This is a genomic window from Dokdonella ginsengisoli, assembly GCF_042652785.1.
Taxonomy (GTDB): Bacteria; Pseudomonadota; Gammaproteobacteria; order Xanthomonadales; family Rhodanobacteraceae; genus Dokdonella_A; species Dokdonella_A ginsengisoli.
On sequence record NZ_JBHSHD010000008.1, the window covers coordinates 415,526 to 431,751 of the forward strand.

The following is a 16,226-nucleotide window of genomic DNA, read 5'->3' on the forward strand; positions in this document are numbered from 1 at the left end:
ATTTTCTTTTCTCTGCGTCTCTGCGAGAAAAGCTTCCTTTGACGCCCCCACACCTGCCCCGCGCCTTCGCCGAAGCGGTTCAGGGTTTAGGTTCCAGCTGCTCCAGCCGCCGCTTGGCGTCTTTCAGCGTGTCCCCGCTGCGGCTCGCCGCCGGTAGCGCGATGTATTCGCGCAGGGCTGCGGCCGCCGCCGCGGCGTCACCCTGGGTCTGCAACGCGATGCCGAGGCGGTACTGCGCGCCGCGCTGCGGATCGAGTTCGACGGCGCGGCGCAGGGTCGCGATCGCCGCGTCGACCTGTCCGCTCTCCAGTTCGCTGCGACCCTGGCCCAGACACAGGCTGGCGTCGTTCGGGAAACGTTCGCGGCCGCGGCGGAACGTCTCCAGCGCCTTTGCCGCCTGTTTCGCCTGCAGTTGCCGGAAGCCCAGCCCGATGAGGGCGTCGCGGTAGCCGTCGGCGAGATCGGGGATGGTGAAGGCGTCCGGTGCCAGCAGCAGTGCGCTTGCGCGATCGAGCTGGTCGTTGTGCAAATGGATGCCCGCGCGCAGCAGCGGGCCGGCCTCCGGCCGCGCGACTTCGAACGAGGCCGTGTTGCGCTCCGCCTTGTCGCTGCCGCCGCCGACGATGCCGGGAGCCATCAGGTAGAACTGGTTGAGGTCGTCGCGTGCGGTGAAGTTGCGCGGATCGAGCTCGACCGCCTTTTCGAGTTCTTCGCGGACGCGTCCGGCGTATTTCATGCCCTTGAGCATGCCGCCGGAAGCGGCGATCGCGCCGTAGGTCTCGCCGAGCGCGAGATGGCACAGCGCCGATTGCGGAATCCGCTCGAGGCAGGGCCCGAGCGCCTCGGCGAGGCGTTCGAGCCCGGCGGCGTCCTTGGCGGTTTCCAGTCCGGCCCGCGACAGCAGCCAGTACGCCTGCTCGTCGGTGGGGTCGGCGGCGAGGCGTCGTTCGGCGAGCTGGCGCGCCTCGTCGTAGCGCTTGTCGCGCAGCAACGAATCGGCGCTGCCTTCGGCGGCGAGTGCGGCGAGGGTCGTCACGGCGAGCAGCGCGGAGCAGACGCCCCCGATCGCTGCGCCGGTTTTTCGCCAGTGCGCACGCTCATCCATGCTCAGCCTTCCTTGTTCTTCGCCACGCCCAGATCGGCAGTCGCATCTTCGTAGACCTCGGCCGCCCTGCCGACCCGGTCTCACTTCTTCTTCGGCACGTACAGATCCGTAATGGTGCCCTCGTACACCTCCGCCGCCATGCCGACCGATTCGCTCAGGGTCGGGTGCGGGTGAATGGTCAGGCCGATGTCGGCGGCTTCCGCGCCCATCTCGATCGCCAGCGCGGCTTCGGCGATCAGATCGCCGGCGTTCGGCGCGACGATGCCGGCGCCGATGATGCGGTGCGTGGCTTCGTCGAACAGCAGCTTGGTGAAGCCCTCGGTGCGGCCGATGCCGACCGCGCGGCCGGACGCGGCGTGCGGGAACTTGCCGACGCCGTAGTGCACGCCCTGCTTCTTCGCTTCGGTCTCGGTCAGGCCGACCCAGGCGATCTCCGGATCGGTGTAGGCCACCGACGGAATCACGCGCGCGACGAATTCGCTCTTCTGGCCGGCGGCGACTTCGGAGGCGACCTTGCCCTCGTGCGTAGCCTTGTGCGCGAGCATCGGCTGGCCGACCAGGTCGCCGATCGCGAAGATGTGCGGCACGTTGGTGCGCATCTGTTTGTCGACCGGAATGAAACCGCGCTCGGTGACGGCCACGCCGGCCTTATCGGCGCCGATCCTGCCGCCGTTCGGTGCGCGGCCGATGGCGACCAGCACGCGGTCGTAGAGCTGCGGTTCGGGCGCCTTCTCTCCCTCGAACGTCGCCTTCAGGCCTTTCTTCTCGGCCTCGATCCTGGCGACCTTCACCTTGAGGTGGATGCCGGCGTAGCGCTTGGACAGGCGCTGCTGCAGCGGCCGCACCAGGTCCGGATCGGCGCCCGGCATCAGCTGGTCCATCAGCTCGACCACGGTGACCTCGCTGCCGAGCGCGTCATAGACGCAGGCCATCTCCAGGCCGATGATGCCGCCGCCGACGACGAGCAGCTTCTTGGGGACCTCCTGCAGCAGCAGCGCGTCGGTCGAATCCATCATGCGCGGGTCGTCCCACGGGAAGCCCGGCAGCTTCACCGCCTGCGAACCGGCGGCGATGATCGCCTTCTCGAAGCGCACGAGCTTCGTGCCGTCCTTCGTCTCGACCTCGATCTCGTGCGGCGACACGAACGTGCCGCTGCCCTGCACGACGGTGACCTTGCGCTGCTTGGACATGCCGGCCAGGCCGTTGTTCATCTGCGCGACGACCTTGTCCTTGTAGGCGCGCAGCTTGTCCAGGTCGATCTTCGGTTCGCCGAAGGCGATGCCGATGTCGGCCGAGTGCGCGGCCTCGTCGATGACGCGCGCGGCGTGCAGCAGCGCCTTCGACGGAATGCAGCCGACGTTGAGGCAGACGCCGCCGAGCGCGGCGTAGCGCTCGATCAGCACGGTGTTCTGGCCGAGATCGGCGGCGCGGAACGCGGCCGTGTAGCCGCCGGGGCCGGAGCCGAGCACGACGACCTGGCATTCGATGTCGGCCTTGCGGCCGGTGGCCGCGGCGGCCTGCGGGGCGGGTTCGCTCCCTCTCGCGCTTGCGGGAGATGGCTGGGGTGCGGGGGCTTTTTGTGAGGCCGTCTCACGGTTTTTCTCACCCGCCGCGCTTTGCGCAGCGGCCTCTCCCGCCTGCGGGAGAGGCGAAGGCTTTGCGCCAGAGGAAGGCGCGGCCGCGTCGGCCGCTTCGATCACCGCGACGATCCCGCCTTCCGACACCGTGTCGCCGAGCTTGACGCGCAGCTCCCTGACCACGCCGGCAGCGCTTGACGGCACTTCCATCGTTGCCTTGTCCGACTCCAGCGTGACCAGACCCTGGTCCTTGGCGACCGTGTCGCCGACCTTCACCAGCACCTCGATGACCGGCACGTCGGTGTAGTTGCCGATGTCGGGAACCTTGACTTCGATGGGGTTGGCCATGGTGCGCGCCGTCGCTGGAGGGAGCCTGGGATTCTACCGGCGCCGGTACGCAAATCGCGAGGAAGGCACCCGTGCGTTCGCGCTTGCGCCGCGGCGCGAACGCAAATGATCCCTGCCGGACCCGTATTGCGTACGTGAGGACGGACTCCCCCGCCGCAGCTCGCGCCGGGCGGCCGATTTTCCGCTCCGCCTCGCGCGGACACCCATTCCGGAGATGCTCGTATGTTTCGTGGCTGCAAACCCCTGACCTTCACCGTCGCCGCGGCAGTGGCCGGCCTCGCCGCCGGCACGGCAAACGCCGAAGCGCCGCTCGACGGCGCACTCGACTCCACGTTCGCAGACAACGGTTCGGCGACCATTCCGTTCGATCTGTTGCCCACTGGGCCGATCGACACGGCTCTCGACACCGTCGTCGACAGCTTCGGCCGCGTCTACCTGGTCGGCACGGTATTCACCGCCAGCGGCAGTCGCATCGGCATCATGCGGTTGAGAAAGGATGGAACGCCCGATACCACCTATGGTTTGGACGGCAACGGCAAGGTCACCGGCCCGGATGGCACTGGCTTCGATCTGAGCGGAGTCAGCGCCGCCCTCGATGCCGACAACAATCTGCTCGTCGGCGGCACGCGGTCGATCGGCGGCAACTACGATTTCGCCGTTTGCAAGTTCACCCTCGGCGGCACCGCGACGACGTTTCCGAACGGCCTCCATTGCGTCGCGGTCGCATTCGACCTCGGCGGCGACAACAAGGACACCTTGCGTGACATCGCCGTGCAGCCGAACGGCAAGATCGTGATGGTCGGCAGCGCGTCCACGGGTCAAGGCAAGACCGCGGGTGCCGTCGCGCGCCTCGACGCCGAGGGGAACATCGACGACGACGCTGCCACCGGCTTCAATGTCTCCGGCAAAATGACCGTCCTGCCGCCGGGAATGAAGGCGATCGACTTCAACGCGGTGGCGCTGATGGCTAACGGCCGCATCGCCGTTGTCGGCGACTCGACCCTCAACGATGCCACGGACAGCGACCTCGTGTACGCGCGTATCGATTCCGACGGTTTGGGGCAGAGTCTGGCGACCAGCGCTCCGTTCGGAGCGACGCGTAACCAGACGCTCAACGAACTCATCGTGCTGCCTCCGCCTCCCGGTCCGCTGCTGCTCGAACAGAGCGTCATCGCCGTCGGCGCGTACGAGACCGGCATCGGCTCCGGTACCTACAATGGCCTGGTCGTACAGTTCGACGGCAACGGCGAGCCGGCGAGCAGTTTCAACGGCAGCGGGTATGTTTCAGACGTCGAGGGTGAAAACCTCGTGTTCAGCGATCTCGTACGCGAGCCGAGCGGCAAGATCCTCGTCGTCGGAACCATGAAGCCTAGTGTCTCCGAACCGACGCGCTACTACGTCACGCGCTTCACGCCGGACGGTGAGCGCGACGCCGAAGGATTCGGTGCGCCGGCCGGCTGGTCCAGCTACAGTCTCGTCACCAGCCTCAACGATGTCGGAAACGGGATCGCGCTGCAGGACAATCGCATCATCATCGCCGGCGCCTCGCTGACTTCGGCCAACCCGCCAAACCTCGACTTCTCCGTCATCGGACTGGCGCGCGACCAGATCTTCGCCGACGGCGTCGACTGAGACGCGCCGCGGCAGGATTCCCGCTTCACGGACGAACGGAAACGGGATCGGGCACGCCAGTGCTCGGTCCCGCCGTCGCTTCCGCGCCGAACCCGCTCAGGCGGCGGCGAGCGCCCAGTCCGCCGCGTGTTCGGCGTGGATGACGGTGGTGTCGAACAAGGGCACGGCGCTGTCGTCGGCGCCGACCAGCAGGCCGATCTCGGTGCAGCCGAGGATCACCGCTTCGGCACCGGCGGCGACCAGGTCGGCGATCACCGCGCGATACGCGTCGCGCGATTGCGGCAGGCAGCGGCCCTGGCACAGCTCGTCGTAGATCACACGGTGCACGAGCGCGCGCTGCGCCTCGTCGGGCACCAGCACTTCCAGTCCGTGCTGCGCGAGACGGCCGCGGTAGAAATCCTGCTCCATCGTGAAGCGCGTGCCGAGCAGGCCGACCCTGGCCAGACCGGCGGCGCGGATGCGCGCCGCGGTGGCGTCGGCGATGTGCAGCACCGGAATCTCCAGACCCGGCTCGATCTGCGGCAGCACGCGATGCATCGTGTTCGTGCAGATCACCAGCGCCTGTGCGCCGGCGCGCTGCAGGGCCTGTGAGGCGGCGGCCAGCATCCGCCCCGCCGCATCCCAGTCGCCGCGATGCTGCAGGGCCTCGACCGCGGCGAAATCCACGCTGTAGAGCAGCAGCTCGGCCGAATGCAGGCCGCCGAGCCGCTCGCGCACGCGCTCGTTGATGCGGCGGTAGTAGGGAAGCGTCGATTCCCAGCTCATGCCGCCGAGCAGGCCGAGGAGGCGCACTACAGCAGCACGCGCCTCATGTCGGCCAGCACCTGGCCCAGGTAGGCGGCGAAACGCGCCGCCGAGGCGCCGTCGATGACGCGGTGGTCGTAGCTCAGGCTCAGGGGCAGGATCAGCCGCGGCTGGAACGCCTTGCCGTCCCAGACCGGCTTGGTCGCGGACTTGGACACGCCCAGGATCGCCACTTCCGGCGCGTTGACGATCGGCGTGAACGCGGTGCCGCCGATGCCGCCGAGGCTGGAGATCGAGAAGCAGCCGCCGGACATGTCGGCCGGGCCGAGCTTGCCTTCGCGTGCCTTCTTCGCCAGCTCGCCGGTTTCCTGCGCGATCTCGATCACGCCCTTCCGGTCGGCATCGCGCAGCACCGGCACGACCAGGCCGTTGGGCGTGTCGGCGGCGAAGCCGATGTGGAAGTACTTCTTCAGGATCAGGTTCTCGCCGCCGGCGTCGAGCGAGGCGTTGAACTCCGGATACTTCTTCAGCGCGGCGACCACCGCCTTGATCAGGAACGCGAGCATGGTCAGCTTGATGCCGGACTTCTCGTTTTCCTTGTTGAGCTGCACGCGCAGCGCTTCCAGCTCGGTGACGTCGGCGTCGTCGTGCTGCGTCACGTGCGGGATCATGACCCAGTTGCGCGCGAGGTTGGCGCCGGAGATCTTCTTGATCTTCGACAGCGGCTTGCTTTCGACCTCGCCGAACTTGGCGAAGTCCACGTTCGGCCACGGCAGCAGATTCAGGCCGCCGCCGACCGCGCCGCCCGTCGCCGCACGCGGCGCGGCGCCGCCGGCCAAGGCCGCCTTGACGAAGTTCTGCACGTCCTGCTTGGTGATGCGGCCCTTGCGCTCGCTGCCCTTGACCGCGCCCAGGTCCACGCCGAGCTCGCGCGCGAACAGGCGCACGACCGGGCTCGCGTACGGCACCTTGTCCGGCATCACCGTGCTGGCGTCGAACGGCACCGGCGGCGTGCGCGGACCGGCGGCTTCCGGGTCGAGACCCGGGCGCGCGTCGGCGATCGCCGGGGCGAGTGCGGATGCGGCTTCGCCCCCTCTCCCGCTTGCGGGAGAGGGCTGGGGTGAGGGTTCTTTGGACGAGGCCGTCTCGGCCTTGCCCTCACCCGCCGTGCTGCGCGCGGCGACCTCTCCCGCAGGCGGGAGAGGTGAAGGCGAAGCGCCCGCCGCCTCGACCAGCGCGACCACCGCGCCTTCCGACACCTCGTCGCCGACCTTGACCCGGATTTCCTTCACCACGCCGTCGAACGGCGCGGGCACTTCCATCGTCGCCTTGTCCGACTCGAGCGTGACCAGGCCCTGGTCCTTGGTGACCGCGTCGCCGGCTTTGACCAGCACCTCGATGACGGGGACATTCGTGTAGTTGCCGATGTCCGGCACCTTTGCTTCCAGGACGGCCATGCTCGCTCCGAATCGAAATCGCACTGCGGAACGGCAAGTTTCGCTGATTTGAGGCGTCGGCGTCATTTCGGGCCGGCCGGACGGCCCCGGGGCGGCCATCCGGCGGCACGCGATGCGCCGCCGCCGTCGTCGACGGGCGATCGCGACCGGCACCGGGATCGTTCCGTCGAGGATCGTCCCGTCCGCGATCCTCTCCTTGAGGATCGCGTCGAGCGAATCGACGCCCGCGCATGCTCACGTGCGCTCACATTTCCTCACCGACGTGAAACCGATCGATGCGTCGATGCGTCTTCGTTCGATCGTGCGCGTCACGCCGGCGACGCGGAGAAATGTGCGCGGCATCACATCCACGCGGCATTCGTTCGGCGCGCACATTGGGATTTCTATCCTTTGAAAATTTGGCGCACAAGTTGCTTGTTCATGACGTGCCGCGACGAGGGCCGAGGAACGATTTCGCGCAGCACCGCGCTCATGGCGATTCGACCCTTCCGGACGACGCGTGTGCAGCCGGACGAGACGACTGGCCATCGCGTCAGATGCGAACAATTTCGGCAGTTGTTGACGGTGAAGCGCCACCATCGTCGACAGGGAGAGGAATCAGGATGTCCACACTGCATCTGTGCGACGTAGGTCTCACTCCGGACGCCTCGCACGCTCTGCACTCGATGCTGAAGATCCTCGAAGGCCGCGCGACGGCGTCGTGGAAACCGGCGCCGATCGAGACCGCCGACGTGCTCATCGCGCGCTCGGGCAGCCACCCCGAACTGATCGCCGAATGGAACAAACGCGGCCGTCCGATCGTGCTCGTCGCCGACGAATGCGGCGACTCGCCGTGCACGCCGTTCGTGCTGCGCCATCCGCTGCGCGTGATGCCGCTGCTGTCGGTGCTGGACGCGATCGCCGAGCATCTGCGTCCGCCGTCGTCTCCGGCGCACGAGACGAAGACGGGCTGGCTCGCCGCGGAATCGCTGCGCTCGCTCGCCGGCAACGGCTGGCACGTCGCGCATACGTCCAGCGGCGGCGACGTCTGGGTTCGCGACGGCCACGCCTACGCGGCGACCGCCACGCTCGACCGGCTGCGCGGCGGCACCTTGCGCGTGGACCGTTTCGGCGCCGCGGTGGCAGCGCCTCCGCCCGGACTGGCGCACCTGCCGCTGCGCGAGTTCGGCTGGTTCGTCGGCCTGCACGGGCCGGCCGACCTCGCTCCGTGGCTCGCGCGCGAGGCGACCTATTCGCTGCGCCGCTGGCCGGACTTCGGCCGCCTCGGCGGCAGCGCGCATCTGATCGAACTGTCCGCGCTGGTCGCGGCGCAGCCGCGAACGCCGGCCGCGCTGGCCGAGACGTCCGGCCGCGGCGCGGACGTCGTGCACCGCTTCCTCGCCGCCAGCTCGCTCGCCGGACTGCTGGTCGTGCGCGAACCCGCCGCGTTGCCGCCGGCGCCGCGGCGCAGCGCATGGATGCGCCTGGTCGGCGACCTGCGCCGCCATCTGGGGCTGCCCGCGTGACCGGCGCGGAAGACGCGGAATTCAAGATCGTCTTCACCGGCCCGATGGGCGCGGGGAAGACCACGGCCATCGCGGCGATCAGCGAGATCGAGCCGGTGCGCACCGAAGTGGCCAACAGCGATCGCGACAGCCATGCCAAGGAGTCGACCACGGTCGGTTTCGACTTCGGCCGCCTGACCCTGCCCGGCGGTCACGCGGTGCGCCTGTACGGCACGCCGGGGCAGGCGCGGTTCCGCTTCATGTGGAGCATCCTCGGCCGCGGCGCGGCCGGCGTGATCGTGCTGCTCGACGCCACGCGTCCGGATGCGCTGGCGCAGATGGACCAGTTCGTCGACGCCTTCCTGCCGCTGGTTCCGGCCGGCGCGATCGTGGTCGGCGTCGGACGCAGTTCCGAACCCGGCGCGCTGGGCAGCGAGGACTTCGCCGCCCGGCTGGAAGCGCGCGACCTGGTCGTTCCGGTGCTGACCATCGACGCACGCGAGCCGCGCGACGTGCGCCTGCTCGTCCACACCCTGACCTGCATCCTCGAATCGCAGGCCTCGACCGGGAGCTGCCCATGACCCGCAAGCCGGCCGGCCGCGTGCCGCGCGAACTCGCCCGAAAAGTGCTGGAAACCTATCGCGAAGTCGGCGGCGTGCAGTGCGCCGTGCTGTTCTCGGCCGACGGCTTCGAGCTGGCGTCCTACGCGACCGATGCGGCGGCCTCGGCGCGCCTCGCGGCGATCGGCAGCTCGCTCGCCGCACTCGGCGGCGCGATCTCCGCCGAGGCGGGGCTGGCCGAGTTCGACCGCGCCACGATCGAGAGCCGCGACGGCACCGTCACGATCATGCGCGTCGGCGCCGGCGGCGCGATGTCGCTCGCCGTGGTCGCCGGACGCAAAGCCGTGCTGGGCCAGCTGCTGTGGGCGACGCAGCGCTGCAGCCAGGCACTCGCCGCCGTCATGAATACCTGAGTCCGCGCGCGGGACGAGGCACCCGCCGCGGAACCGAAGCCCGATGTCTCACAGAGGAAACGACCCGATGGCCAACATCAACGAAAGTCTGGCGAAACTGCTCGAAGTCGACGGCGCGCTGTGCGACGCCATCGTGGACGCCAACAGCGGCATGCTGCTCGGCAAGGCCGGCGCCGGCCTGGACCTGGACCTCGCCGCGGCCGGCAACACCGAAGTGGTGCGCGCGAAGATGAAGACGATGAAATCGCTCGGTCTCAACGACACCATCGAGGACATCCTCATCACGCTCGGCAAGCAGTACCACATCATCCGGCCGATCGCGTCCAAGCCGGGGCTCTTCATCTACCTCGTGCTGGACAAGGCGCGCTCCAATCTCGCCCTCGCCCGCCGCGCGACGCAGGACGTGGAGCAGACCCTGGAGCTCTGACGCAAACCGCTACGCACCCGTTCCGCCGGACCGCGCGCTGCGGTCCGCGCGGAGCCGGGCGCACGCGATTCGCGCCAGGCGCATTCCGGGCGATCTGCTAGATTCGGCGCCCCGTTCCGGAGAGCCGCCCGATGCGTCCGATCGCCCTCGCCTGCCTGCTGACCCTGGCCGCCCCGGTGGCCCACGCCGAGCCGGCTTCGCCGCCACCCGCGCACGTGGCGATCACCGCTGCGCGACTGATCGCGCCGGAGCAGGGCAAGGTGATCGAGCATCCGCTCGTGCTGGTCGACGGCGACCGCATCCGCGAGGTGCGCAGCGGCGGCGACGTTCCGGACGGCTACGAGAAGATCGACCTGGGCGCGGCGACCCTGCTGCCCGGCCTGATCGACTGCCACGTGCACCTGGGCGGCGACCCGACCCTGTCGTCGGGCAACTACTACGAGGACGTGCTCAAGCGCAGCGTGATCGACGATGCGGTCACCGCGCACGTGTTCGCGCGGCGCACGCTCGAGGCGGGCTTCACCACCGTGCGCAATCTGGGCTCCGGCGCCTACCTCGACGTCGCCCTGCGCAACGCGATCGACGCCGGCCGCATCCCGGGCCCGCGCATCCTCGCCGCCACCCTGCCGCTCGGCGCCACCGGCGGCCACGCCGACGACACCACCGGCTTCTCGCCGTACATCCAGTTCCACGGCGCCACCGGCGTCGCCGACGGCGTCGAGGCCGTGCGCAGGCAGGTGCGCGAGGACGTCAAGCGCGGCGCCGACGTGATCAAGTTCATGGCCAGCGCCGGCGTGCTCAGCGCCGAGGAATCGGTCGGCGCGCCGCAGTATTCGCAGGCGGAGATGGACGCGATCGTCGACGAATCGCACCGCTGGGGCAGGAAGGTCGCCGCGCACGCGCACGGCGCCGAGGCGATCAAGATGGCGATCAAGGCCGGCGTGGACTCGGTCGAGCATTCCAGCCTGATCGACGACGAGGGACTCAAGCTCGCCAGGCAGCACGGCACCTGGCTGGTGTTCGACGTCTACAACGACGACTACATCCTTTCCGAGTACGCGCGCCTGGGCTATCCGGCGACGATGGTGGAGAAGGAAAAGAAAGTCGGCCGCCTGCAGCGCGAAAGCTTCCGCCGCGCCGTGCAGGCCGGCGAGAAGCTCGCCTTCGGCACCGACGCCGGCGTCTATCCGCACGGCTGGAACGGCAAGCAGTTCGCCAAGATGGTCGAATGGGGCATGACGCCGATGCAGGCGATCCAGGCCGCGACGACCAACGCCGCCGAGCTGCTCGGCCGCGCCGACCGCATCGGCGCGGTCAAGCCCGGCTACTACGCCGACCTCGTCGCGGTGAGCGGCGATCCGCTCGCAGACGTGGCTACGCTCGAACGCGTCGGTTTCGTCATGAAGGGCGGCGCGGTGGTCAGGAACGAGGTCGCGCCGAAGCCCTAGCTTTCACCGCTCCTGCTCCCTCTCCCGCTGGCGGGAGAGGGTCGCGGGGTGAGGGCGATCGGAGCGCGACGCTCCGACTTCCCCTCACCCGCGCCTTTGGCGCGACCTCTCCCGCGAGCGGGAGAGGTGAAAGCAGGCGATGTCGTCCGGGCTCGGGTCGTTGTCCTCCCGCTCGCGGGAGAAGAACACACCGCTGCGTCATCCAACTGTTAGCCCTCTGCAAGTGAACCGTCACGCCCGGTTCGCGGCACCGTCATTGCGCGCACCGAAGCTGCGCCCGCCCGATCCGACCCCCTGCGGATCGCACGGAGCGCGTCATGCAGTCCCAGAGCCGCCGCGATTTCCTGCGCCTGGCCGCCGCCTCGATCGGCAGCGCCACCGCCGCCAGCCTGCTTCCCGGCGTGATCCGCAAGGCGCTCGCCCTGCCCGCCAACAACGCCACCGGCACGATCCGCGACATCGAGCACATCGTGGTGCTGATGCAGGAGAACCGCTCCTTCGACCACTACTTCGGCAGCCTGCGCGGCGTGCGCGGCTTCGGCGATCCGCGCGCGATCCGCCTGCCCGGCGGCGCACCGGTGTGGCAGCAGCCGAACGGCTTCGGCCACGTGCTGCCGTTCCGCCCGGAAGCCGGCGATCTCGGCCTGCAGTACATGGAAGGCACGCCGCACAACTGGCCCGACTCGCACGGCGCGTGGAACCGCGGCGTCTACGACCAGTGGATCGCGCACAAGGGCACCACCACGATGGCCTACTTCACGCGCGAGGACATCCCGTTCCACTACGCGCTGGCCGACGCCTTCACGATCTGCGACGCCTACCACTGCTCCCTGCTCGGCTCGACCGACCCGAACCGCTACCACCTGTGGACCGGCTGGGTCGGCAACGACGGCAACGGCGGCGGACCGGTGGTGGACAACTCCGAACTCGGCTACGGCTGGAGCACCTATCCCGAGCGCCTCGAAGCGGCCGGCGTGTCGTGGAAGATCTACCAGGACGTCGGCGAAGGCCTCGACGCCGGCGGTTCCTGGGGCTGGACGCAGGACCCGTTCATCGGCAACTACGGCGACAACTCGCTGCTGTACTTCAACCAGTACCGCAACGCGCAGCCGGGCGACGCGCTGTACGAAAAAGCGCGCACCGGCACCAACGTGCTCGAGGCCGGCGACTACTTCGACGTGCTGCGCGCCGACGTGCAGAACGGCACCTTGCCGCAGGTGTCGTGGATCGTCGCGCCGGAAGCCTATTCCGAGCACTCCAACTGGCCGGCCAACTACGGCGCCTGGTACGTCGCGCAGGTGCTCGACATCCTGACCTCCAATCCGGAGCTGTGGAGCAAGACCGCGCTGTTCATCACCTACGACGAGAACGACGGCTTCTTCGACCACGTGCCGCCGCCGTTCGCGCCGTGGTCGAGTTCGGTCGGCCTGTCGACGGTCGACACGCGCGACGAGTTCTTCGCCGGCTCGCTCGCCTACGGCGCCAATCCGTACGGGCTCGGCAACCGCGTGCCGATGATCGTGGTGTCGCCGTGGACGCGCGGCGGCTGGGTCTGCTCGGAGACGTTCGATCACACCTCGCTGATCCGCTTCATCGAGGCGCGCTTCGGCGAGGACTATCCGAACCTCGTCGAGACCAACATCACACCGTGGCGCCGCGCGGTCTGCGGCGACCTGACCTCCGCCTTCAACTTCGCCGATCCCAACGCCGGCCTGCCGATGCTTCCGCCGACCGACGGCTATCTGCCGCCGGACCAGGACCGCCACGACGATTTCAGTCCGCTGCCGCCGGCCGATCCGGTCATGCCGGAACAGGAAACGGGCGTGCGCCCCGCGCGCGCGCTGCCCTATGCGTTCGACGTGACCGGCCGCATCGGCGACGGCGACGGCCGCTACTGGCTCGACTTCGCCAACACCGGCGCCGCCGGCGCCTGCTTCCACGTCTACGCCGGCAACCGCTCGGACGGACCGTGGACGTACACGACCGCCGCCGGCACGCAGGTGTCGGATTACTGGAGCGCCGCCGCAGTCACGCGCAACCTGTACGCGCTGTCGGTGTTCGGCCCGAACGGCTTCCTGCGCGAGTTCGCCGGCGACGTGCGCGATCTCGCGGGCGAACGCGCCCATCCGGAAGTCGCCTCGAGCCACGACGCGGGCGCCGGCGCACTCGTGCTGCACCTGACCAACCACGGCAGCGCCGACTGCGTGTTGACCCTGCGCGCCAACCACTATGCCGATCCGGCGCCGCGCACCGTCGCGGTCGCCGCCGGCCAGACCGCGCAGCTGAGCTGGCCGATCGCCGCCAGCGCGAACTGGTACGACCTGACCATCGACTCGGACCACGACGCCGGCTGGCAGCGGCGCCTGGCCGGCCACGTCGAGAACGGCGCGCCGAGCACCAGCGATCCGGCCTTCGGCGGCGCCGACGACCGCGTGTTCGGCGACGGCTTCGACAGCGCCCCGCTCTGACGCCGCGTCAGCGCGGCTCGGCCGGCACCACTTCGCGCAGCACGACCTCGCGCGACGGCCGCGCCAGGGCGACGCCCTCGGCGTCGAAGCGCTGCTTGATCGTGCGCAGCAGGTCCGACTGCACGCCGCCGTAGTCGCCGGACCTGGTCCACGCGCGCAGGGCGAGCTGCACGCCCGATTCGGCCAGCTGCACCACCGCGGCCTCGGTCGCCGGCTGCGCCAGCACGCGCGCGTCGGCGGCGGCGACTTCGCGCAGCAGGTCGATCGCCCGGCCGACGTCGGCGTCGTGCCCGATGCCGACGGCCAGGTCCACGCGCCGCGTGCCGCGCGCGTTGACGTTGACGATCACGTCGCCGGCGACCTTCGCGTTGGGCAGGATCACCTCGCGGTTGTCGCCGGTGAGCAGGAAGGTCTGCATCAGGCTCACGCTCTGCACCACGCCGGAGATCGCGCCGACCTCGATCGAATCGCCGACGCGGAACGGCCGGAACGCCATCAGCAGCACGCCGGCGGCGAGGTTGGACAGCGAGCCCTGCAGCGCGAGACCGATCGCCAGGCCGGCGGCGCCGAGCGCGGCGAGCAGCGAGGCGGTCGGCACGCCGGCGCGGTCGAGCGCGCCGACCACCACCAGCGCGAGCAGCAGCACGAAGGCGAGATTGCGCAGGAAGTTGCCCAGCAGCGGATCGGCGCCGCCGCGCAGCAGCATGCGCTGCAGGCCGGCGGACATGCGCCGCGCGAACCACCAGCCGACCAGCAGGATGAGCAGCGCGACCAGCAGCTTGCCGCTCCAGCCGAACATCGTGTCGGCGAGCGCGCGCGCGCCCGACGATGCGTAGAATCCGCGCAGCCATTCGACCATTGCATCCTCCGCACAGCGACGAGAGACCTAGGCTACCAAGCCCGGCCCGCATCGCGCAGCGCCCTTCCTCCGCCGAGAATCCGCATGTACATCCTCTACTACTCGCCCGGCACGGCCAGCATGGCCGTGCATCTCGCCCTGCTGGAAATCGGCGCGCCGCACGAGCTGCGCCGCATCGACATCGACGCCGGCGAGCAGAAGCAGGCCGATTACCTGCGCCTGAACCCGAACGGCACCGTGCCGACCCTGGTCGTCGACGGCGCGCCGTACTACGAATGCCTCGCCCTGCTGATGCTGCTGGCCGAACGCCATCCCGAAGCCGCGCTGGCGCCGGCGCCGGGCGCGCCGCAGCGCGCCACCTGGCTGCAGTGGATGGCGCACTTCGCCAACACGCTGCAGCCGGCGTTCCGCCAGTGGTTCTATCCGCAGGATTTCGCGCGCACCGAGCACGAGCAGGACTCCAAGGCGTTCGCGCGCCGGCGCATCGAGGCGGTCTGGCAACGGCTCGACGCGCACCTGTCCGCCGGCGGCCCGTATCTGCTCGGCGAATCGTTCGGCGTCGCCGACCTCTACGCGACGATGCTGATGCGCTGGTCGCGCAACATGCCCAAGCCCGCCACCGCGTGGCCGGCGGTCGCCGCGCTGGCCGACCGCGTCCGCGCGCGGCCGAGCTGGCGGCGCCTGTACGAGATCGAAGGCCTGACCGAGTGGGTCTGAGCGCGACGCCGGCGGACTCTCAGGAAACGGCTTCGGAGCAGACGCGGTTGCGGCCGCTCTGCTTGGCGCGATAGAGCTGCGCGTCGGCGGCGCGCATCAGGTCGCCGACCAGGGCCATGCCGGCGCGCCAGTTGGCCACGCCGATGCTGACCGTCACGCGGCGCGTGCCGGCCTGCGCATCGAGCGTGAGCGCGGCGACCGCGCCGCACAGCCGCCGCGCGAATTCGGTCGCCGCCTCGATGCCGTGCTCGGGCAGGATCGCGGCGAACTCCTCACCGCCGATGCGCGCGAGGATGGCGTCGTCGCGCATGCACGCGTCGAGCGCGGCGGACACCTGGCGCAGCACGACGTCGCCGGCCGGATGGCCGTGGCGGTCGTTGATCGACTTGAAATGGTCGAGGTCGACGATCAGCAGCGCCAGCGGGCGCGCGTGGCTGGCGCTGCGCGCCAGCTCGCGGTCGAGCAGCTCGAGGAAATGGCGCCGGTTGTACAGGCCGGTCAGCGGATCCATCGTCGCCAGCTGGTAGATCTCGTCGTGGTAGCGCGCCTCGACCGAGGAACGGTCCATGAACTTCAGCACGCAGGCGCCGATGGAGATGTGGTCGCCGTCCTTCAGCTCGGCCTCGATGATCGGCTGGTCGTTCAGCAGGGTCTTGTTGGTCGAATCCAGATCCTTGATGCGGTAGCCGGACGGCTCGCGCCAGATCCGCGCGTGCTGGCGCGAGACGCTGCGGTCGACGATCTGGAATTCGCACTCGGGCGCGCGCCCGATCGTCACCGGCGCCGCGGCGACGTCGACGCGCTGGCCCAGCCGCTGCCCCTGCAGCACGACCAGGGACGCGGATTCGTCGTGCCCGTCACCCACCTTCGCCGGATGCAGGGTGCGCCGCTGCGTGGTGGTGGAATCGCGATCTCGTCGGATCATGCCTGGGGACAGCCGGTCGGATTTGTTGCGCTGCAAAGTCTAGCGCGCCGGGGCGCCCGGTT

At 69.6% G+C, this 16,226-nt stretch carries 15 protein-coding genes; 9 read left to right on the forward strand and 6 right to left on the reverse strand.

Annotated features, from left to right (window positions below):
- Positions 1-79 precede the first annotated feature (79 nt).
- Together ACFO6Q_RS12155 and lpdA are read right to left on the reverse strand one after the other, a co-directional pair.
- Positions 80-1,105, reverse strand: coding sequence for a tetratricopeptide repeat protein (locus ACFO6Q_RS12155; protein WP_380021368.1), 1,026 nt, complete (start codon positions 1,103-1,105; stop codon positions 80-82).
- An 80-nt stretch (positions 1,106-1,185) separates the two neighbouring features.
- Positions 1,186-3,030 carry a dihydrolipoyl dehydrogenase gene (gene lpdA / locus ACFO6Q_RS12160; protein ID WP_380021369.1) on the reverse strand — a complete coding sequence of 615 codons (1,845 nt, stop codon included), beginning with the start codon at positions 3,028-3,030 and terminating at the stop codon, positions 1,186-1,188.
- A 222-nt stretch (positions 3,031-3,252) separates the two neighbouring features.
- Between lpdA and ACFO6Q_RS12165 the strand changes: the two genes are divergently transcribed.
- A complete protein-coding gene (locus tag ACFO6Q_RS12165; protein WP_380021370.1) occupies positions 3,253-4,662 on the forward strand; it encodes an NHL repeat-containing protein in 1,410 nt (469 codons plus the stop codon).
- 96 nt (positions 4,663-4,758) lie between these two features.
- Here ACFO6Q_RS12165 and ACFO6Q_RS12170 read toward each other — a convergent pair whose 3' ends face one another.
- A complete protein-coding gene (locus ACFO6Q_RS12170) occupies positions 4,759-5,454 on the reverse strand; it encodes an aspartate/glutamate racemase family protein (protein WP_465251708.1) in 696 nt (231 codons plus the stop codon).
- Positions 5,454-6,962 carry a dihydrolipoyllysine-residue acetyltransferase gene (locus ACFO6Q_RS12175; RefSeq protein ID WP_380021371.1) on the reverse strand — a complete coding sequence of 503 codons (1,509 nt, stop codon included), beginning with the start codon at positions 6,960-6,962 and terminating at the stop codon, positions 5,454-5,456. Before ACFO6Q_RS12175 ends, ACFO6Q_RS12170 begins: the two co-directional genes overlap by 1 nt.
- 13 nt (positions 6,963-6,975) lie before the next feature.
- On the opposite strand from ACFO6Q_RS12175, the gene ACFO6Q_RS12180 reads away from it, so the two are divergent.
- The 7 genes from ACFO6Q_RS12180 to ACFO6Q_RS12210 all read left to right on the forward strand — a co-directional run bounded on the left by ACFO6Q_RS12180 (position 6,976) and on the right by ACFO6Q_RS12210 (position 13,663).
- Entirely contained in the window at positions 6,976-7,257 is a 282-nt protein-coding gene (locus tag ACFO6Q_RS12180; RefSeq protein ID WP_380021372.1) for a hypothetical protein, read from the forward strand.
- Between the two features lie 208 nt (positions 7,258-7,465).
- Complete coding sequence (locus ACFO6Q_RS12185) at positions 7,466-8,368, forward strand: hypothetical protein (RefSeq protein ID WP_380021373.1); 903 nt, start codon at positions 7,466-7,468, stop codon at positions 8,366-8,368.
- On the forward strand, positions 8,365-8,928 hold the full coding sequence (locus tag ACFO6Q_RS12190) for a GTP-binding protein (RefSeq protein ID WP_380021374.1): 564 nt from the start codon (positions 8,365-8,367) through the stop codon (positions 8,926-8,928). Before ACFO6Q_RS12185 ends, ACFO6Q_RS12190 begins: the two co-directional genes overlap by 4 nt.
- Complete coding sequence (locus ACFO6Q_RS12195) at positions 8,925-9,320, forward strand: roadblock/LC7 domain-containing protein (protein WP_380021375.1); 396 nt, start codon at positions 8,925-8,927, stop codon at positions 9,318-9,320. The genes ACFO6Q_RS12190 and ACFO6Q_RS12195 overlap by 4 nt, the downstream gene beginning before the upstream one ends.
- A gap of 67 nt (positions 9,321-9,387) precedes the next feature.
- Positions 9,388-9,747 (forward strand): hypothetical protein, encoded by a 360-nt coding sequence (locus tag ACFO6Q_RS12200; RefSeq protein ID WP_380021376.1) that lies wholly within the window; start codon positions 9,388-9,390, stop codon positions 9,745-9,747.
- 131 nt (positions 9,748-9,878) lie between these two features.
- Entirely contained in the window at positions 9,879-11,195 is a 1,317-nt protein-coding gene (locus ACFO6Q_RS12205; RefSeq protein ID WP_380021377.1) for a Xaa-Pro dipeptidase, read from the forward strand.
- A gap of 317 nt (positions 11,196-11,512) precedes the next feature.
- A complete protein-coding gene (locus ACFO6Q_RS12210; RefSeq protein WP_380021378.1) occupies positions 11,513-13,663 on the forward strand; it encodes a phosphocholine-specific phospholipase C in 2,151 nt (716 codons plus the stop codon).
- A 7-nt stretch (positions 13,664-13,670) separates the two neighbouring features.
- Here ACFO6Q_RS12210 and ACFO6Q_RS12215 read toward each other — a convergent pair whose 3' ends face one another.
- Positions 13,671-14,522, reverse strand: a complete 852-nt coding sequence (locus ACFO6Q_RS12215; protein ID WP_380021379.1) for a mechanosensitive ion channel family protein — start codon at positions 14,520-14,522, stop codon at positions 13,671-13,673.
- 84 nt (positions 14,523-14,606) lie between these two features.
- Here ACFO6Q_RS12215 and ACFO6Q_RS12220 point away from each other — a divergent pair, with 84 nt between their 5' ends.
- On the forward strand, positions 14,607-15,239 hold the full coding sequence (locus ACFO6Q_RS12220; protein WP_380021380.1) for a glutathione S-transferase family protein: 633 nt from the start codon (positions 14,607-14,609) through the stop codon (positions 15,237-15,239).
- Positions 15,240-15,258: 19 nt separating this feature from the next.
- Here the strand turns inward: ACFO6Q_RS12220 and ACFO6Q_RS12225 are convergent, their stop codons facing one another.
- Positions 15,259-16,164, reverse strand: a complete 906-nt coding sequence (locus ACFO6Q_RS12225) for a diguanylate cyclase (RefSeq protein WP_380021381.1) — start codon at positions 16,162-16,164, stop codon at positions 15,259-15,261.
- Between the last annotated feature and the right edge of the window lie 62 nt (positions 16,165-16,226).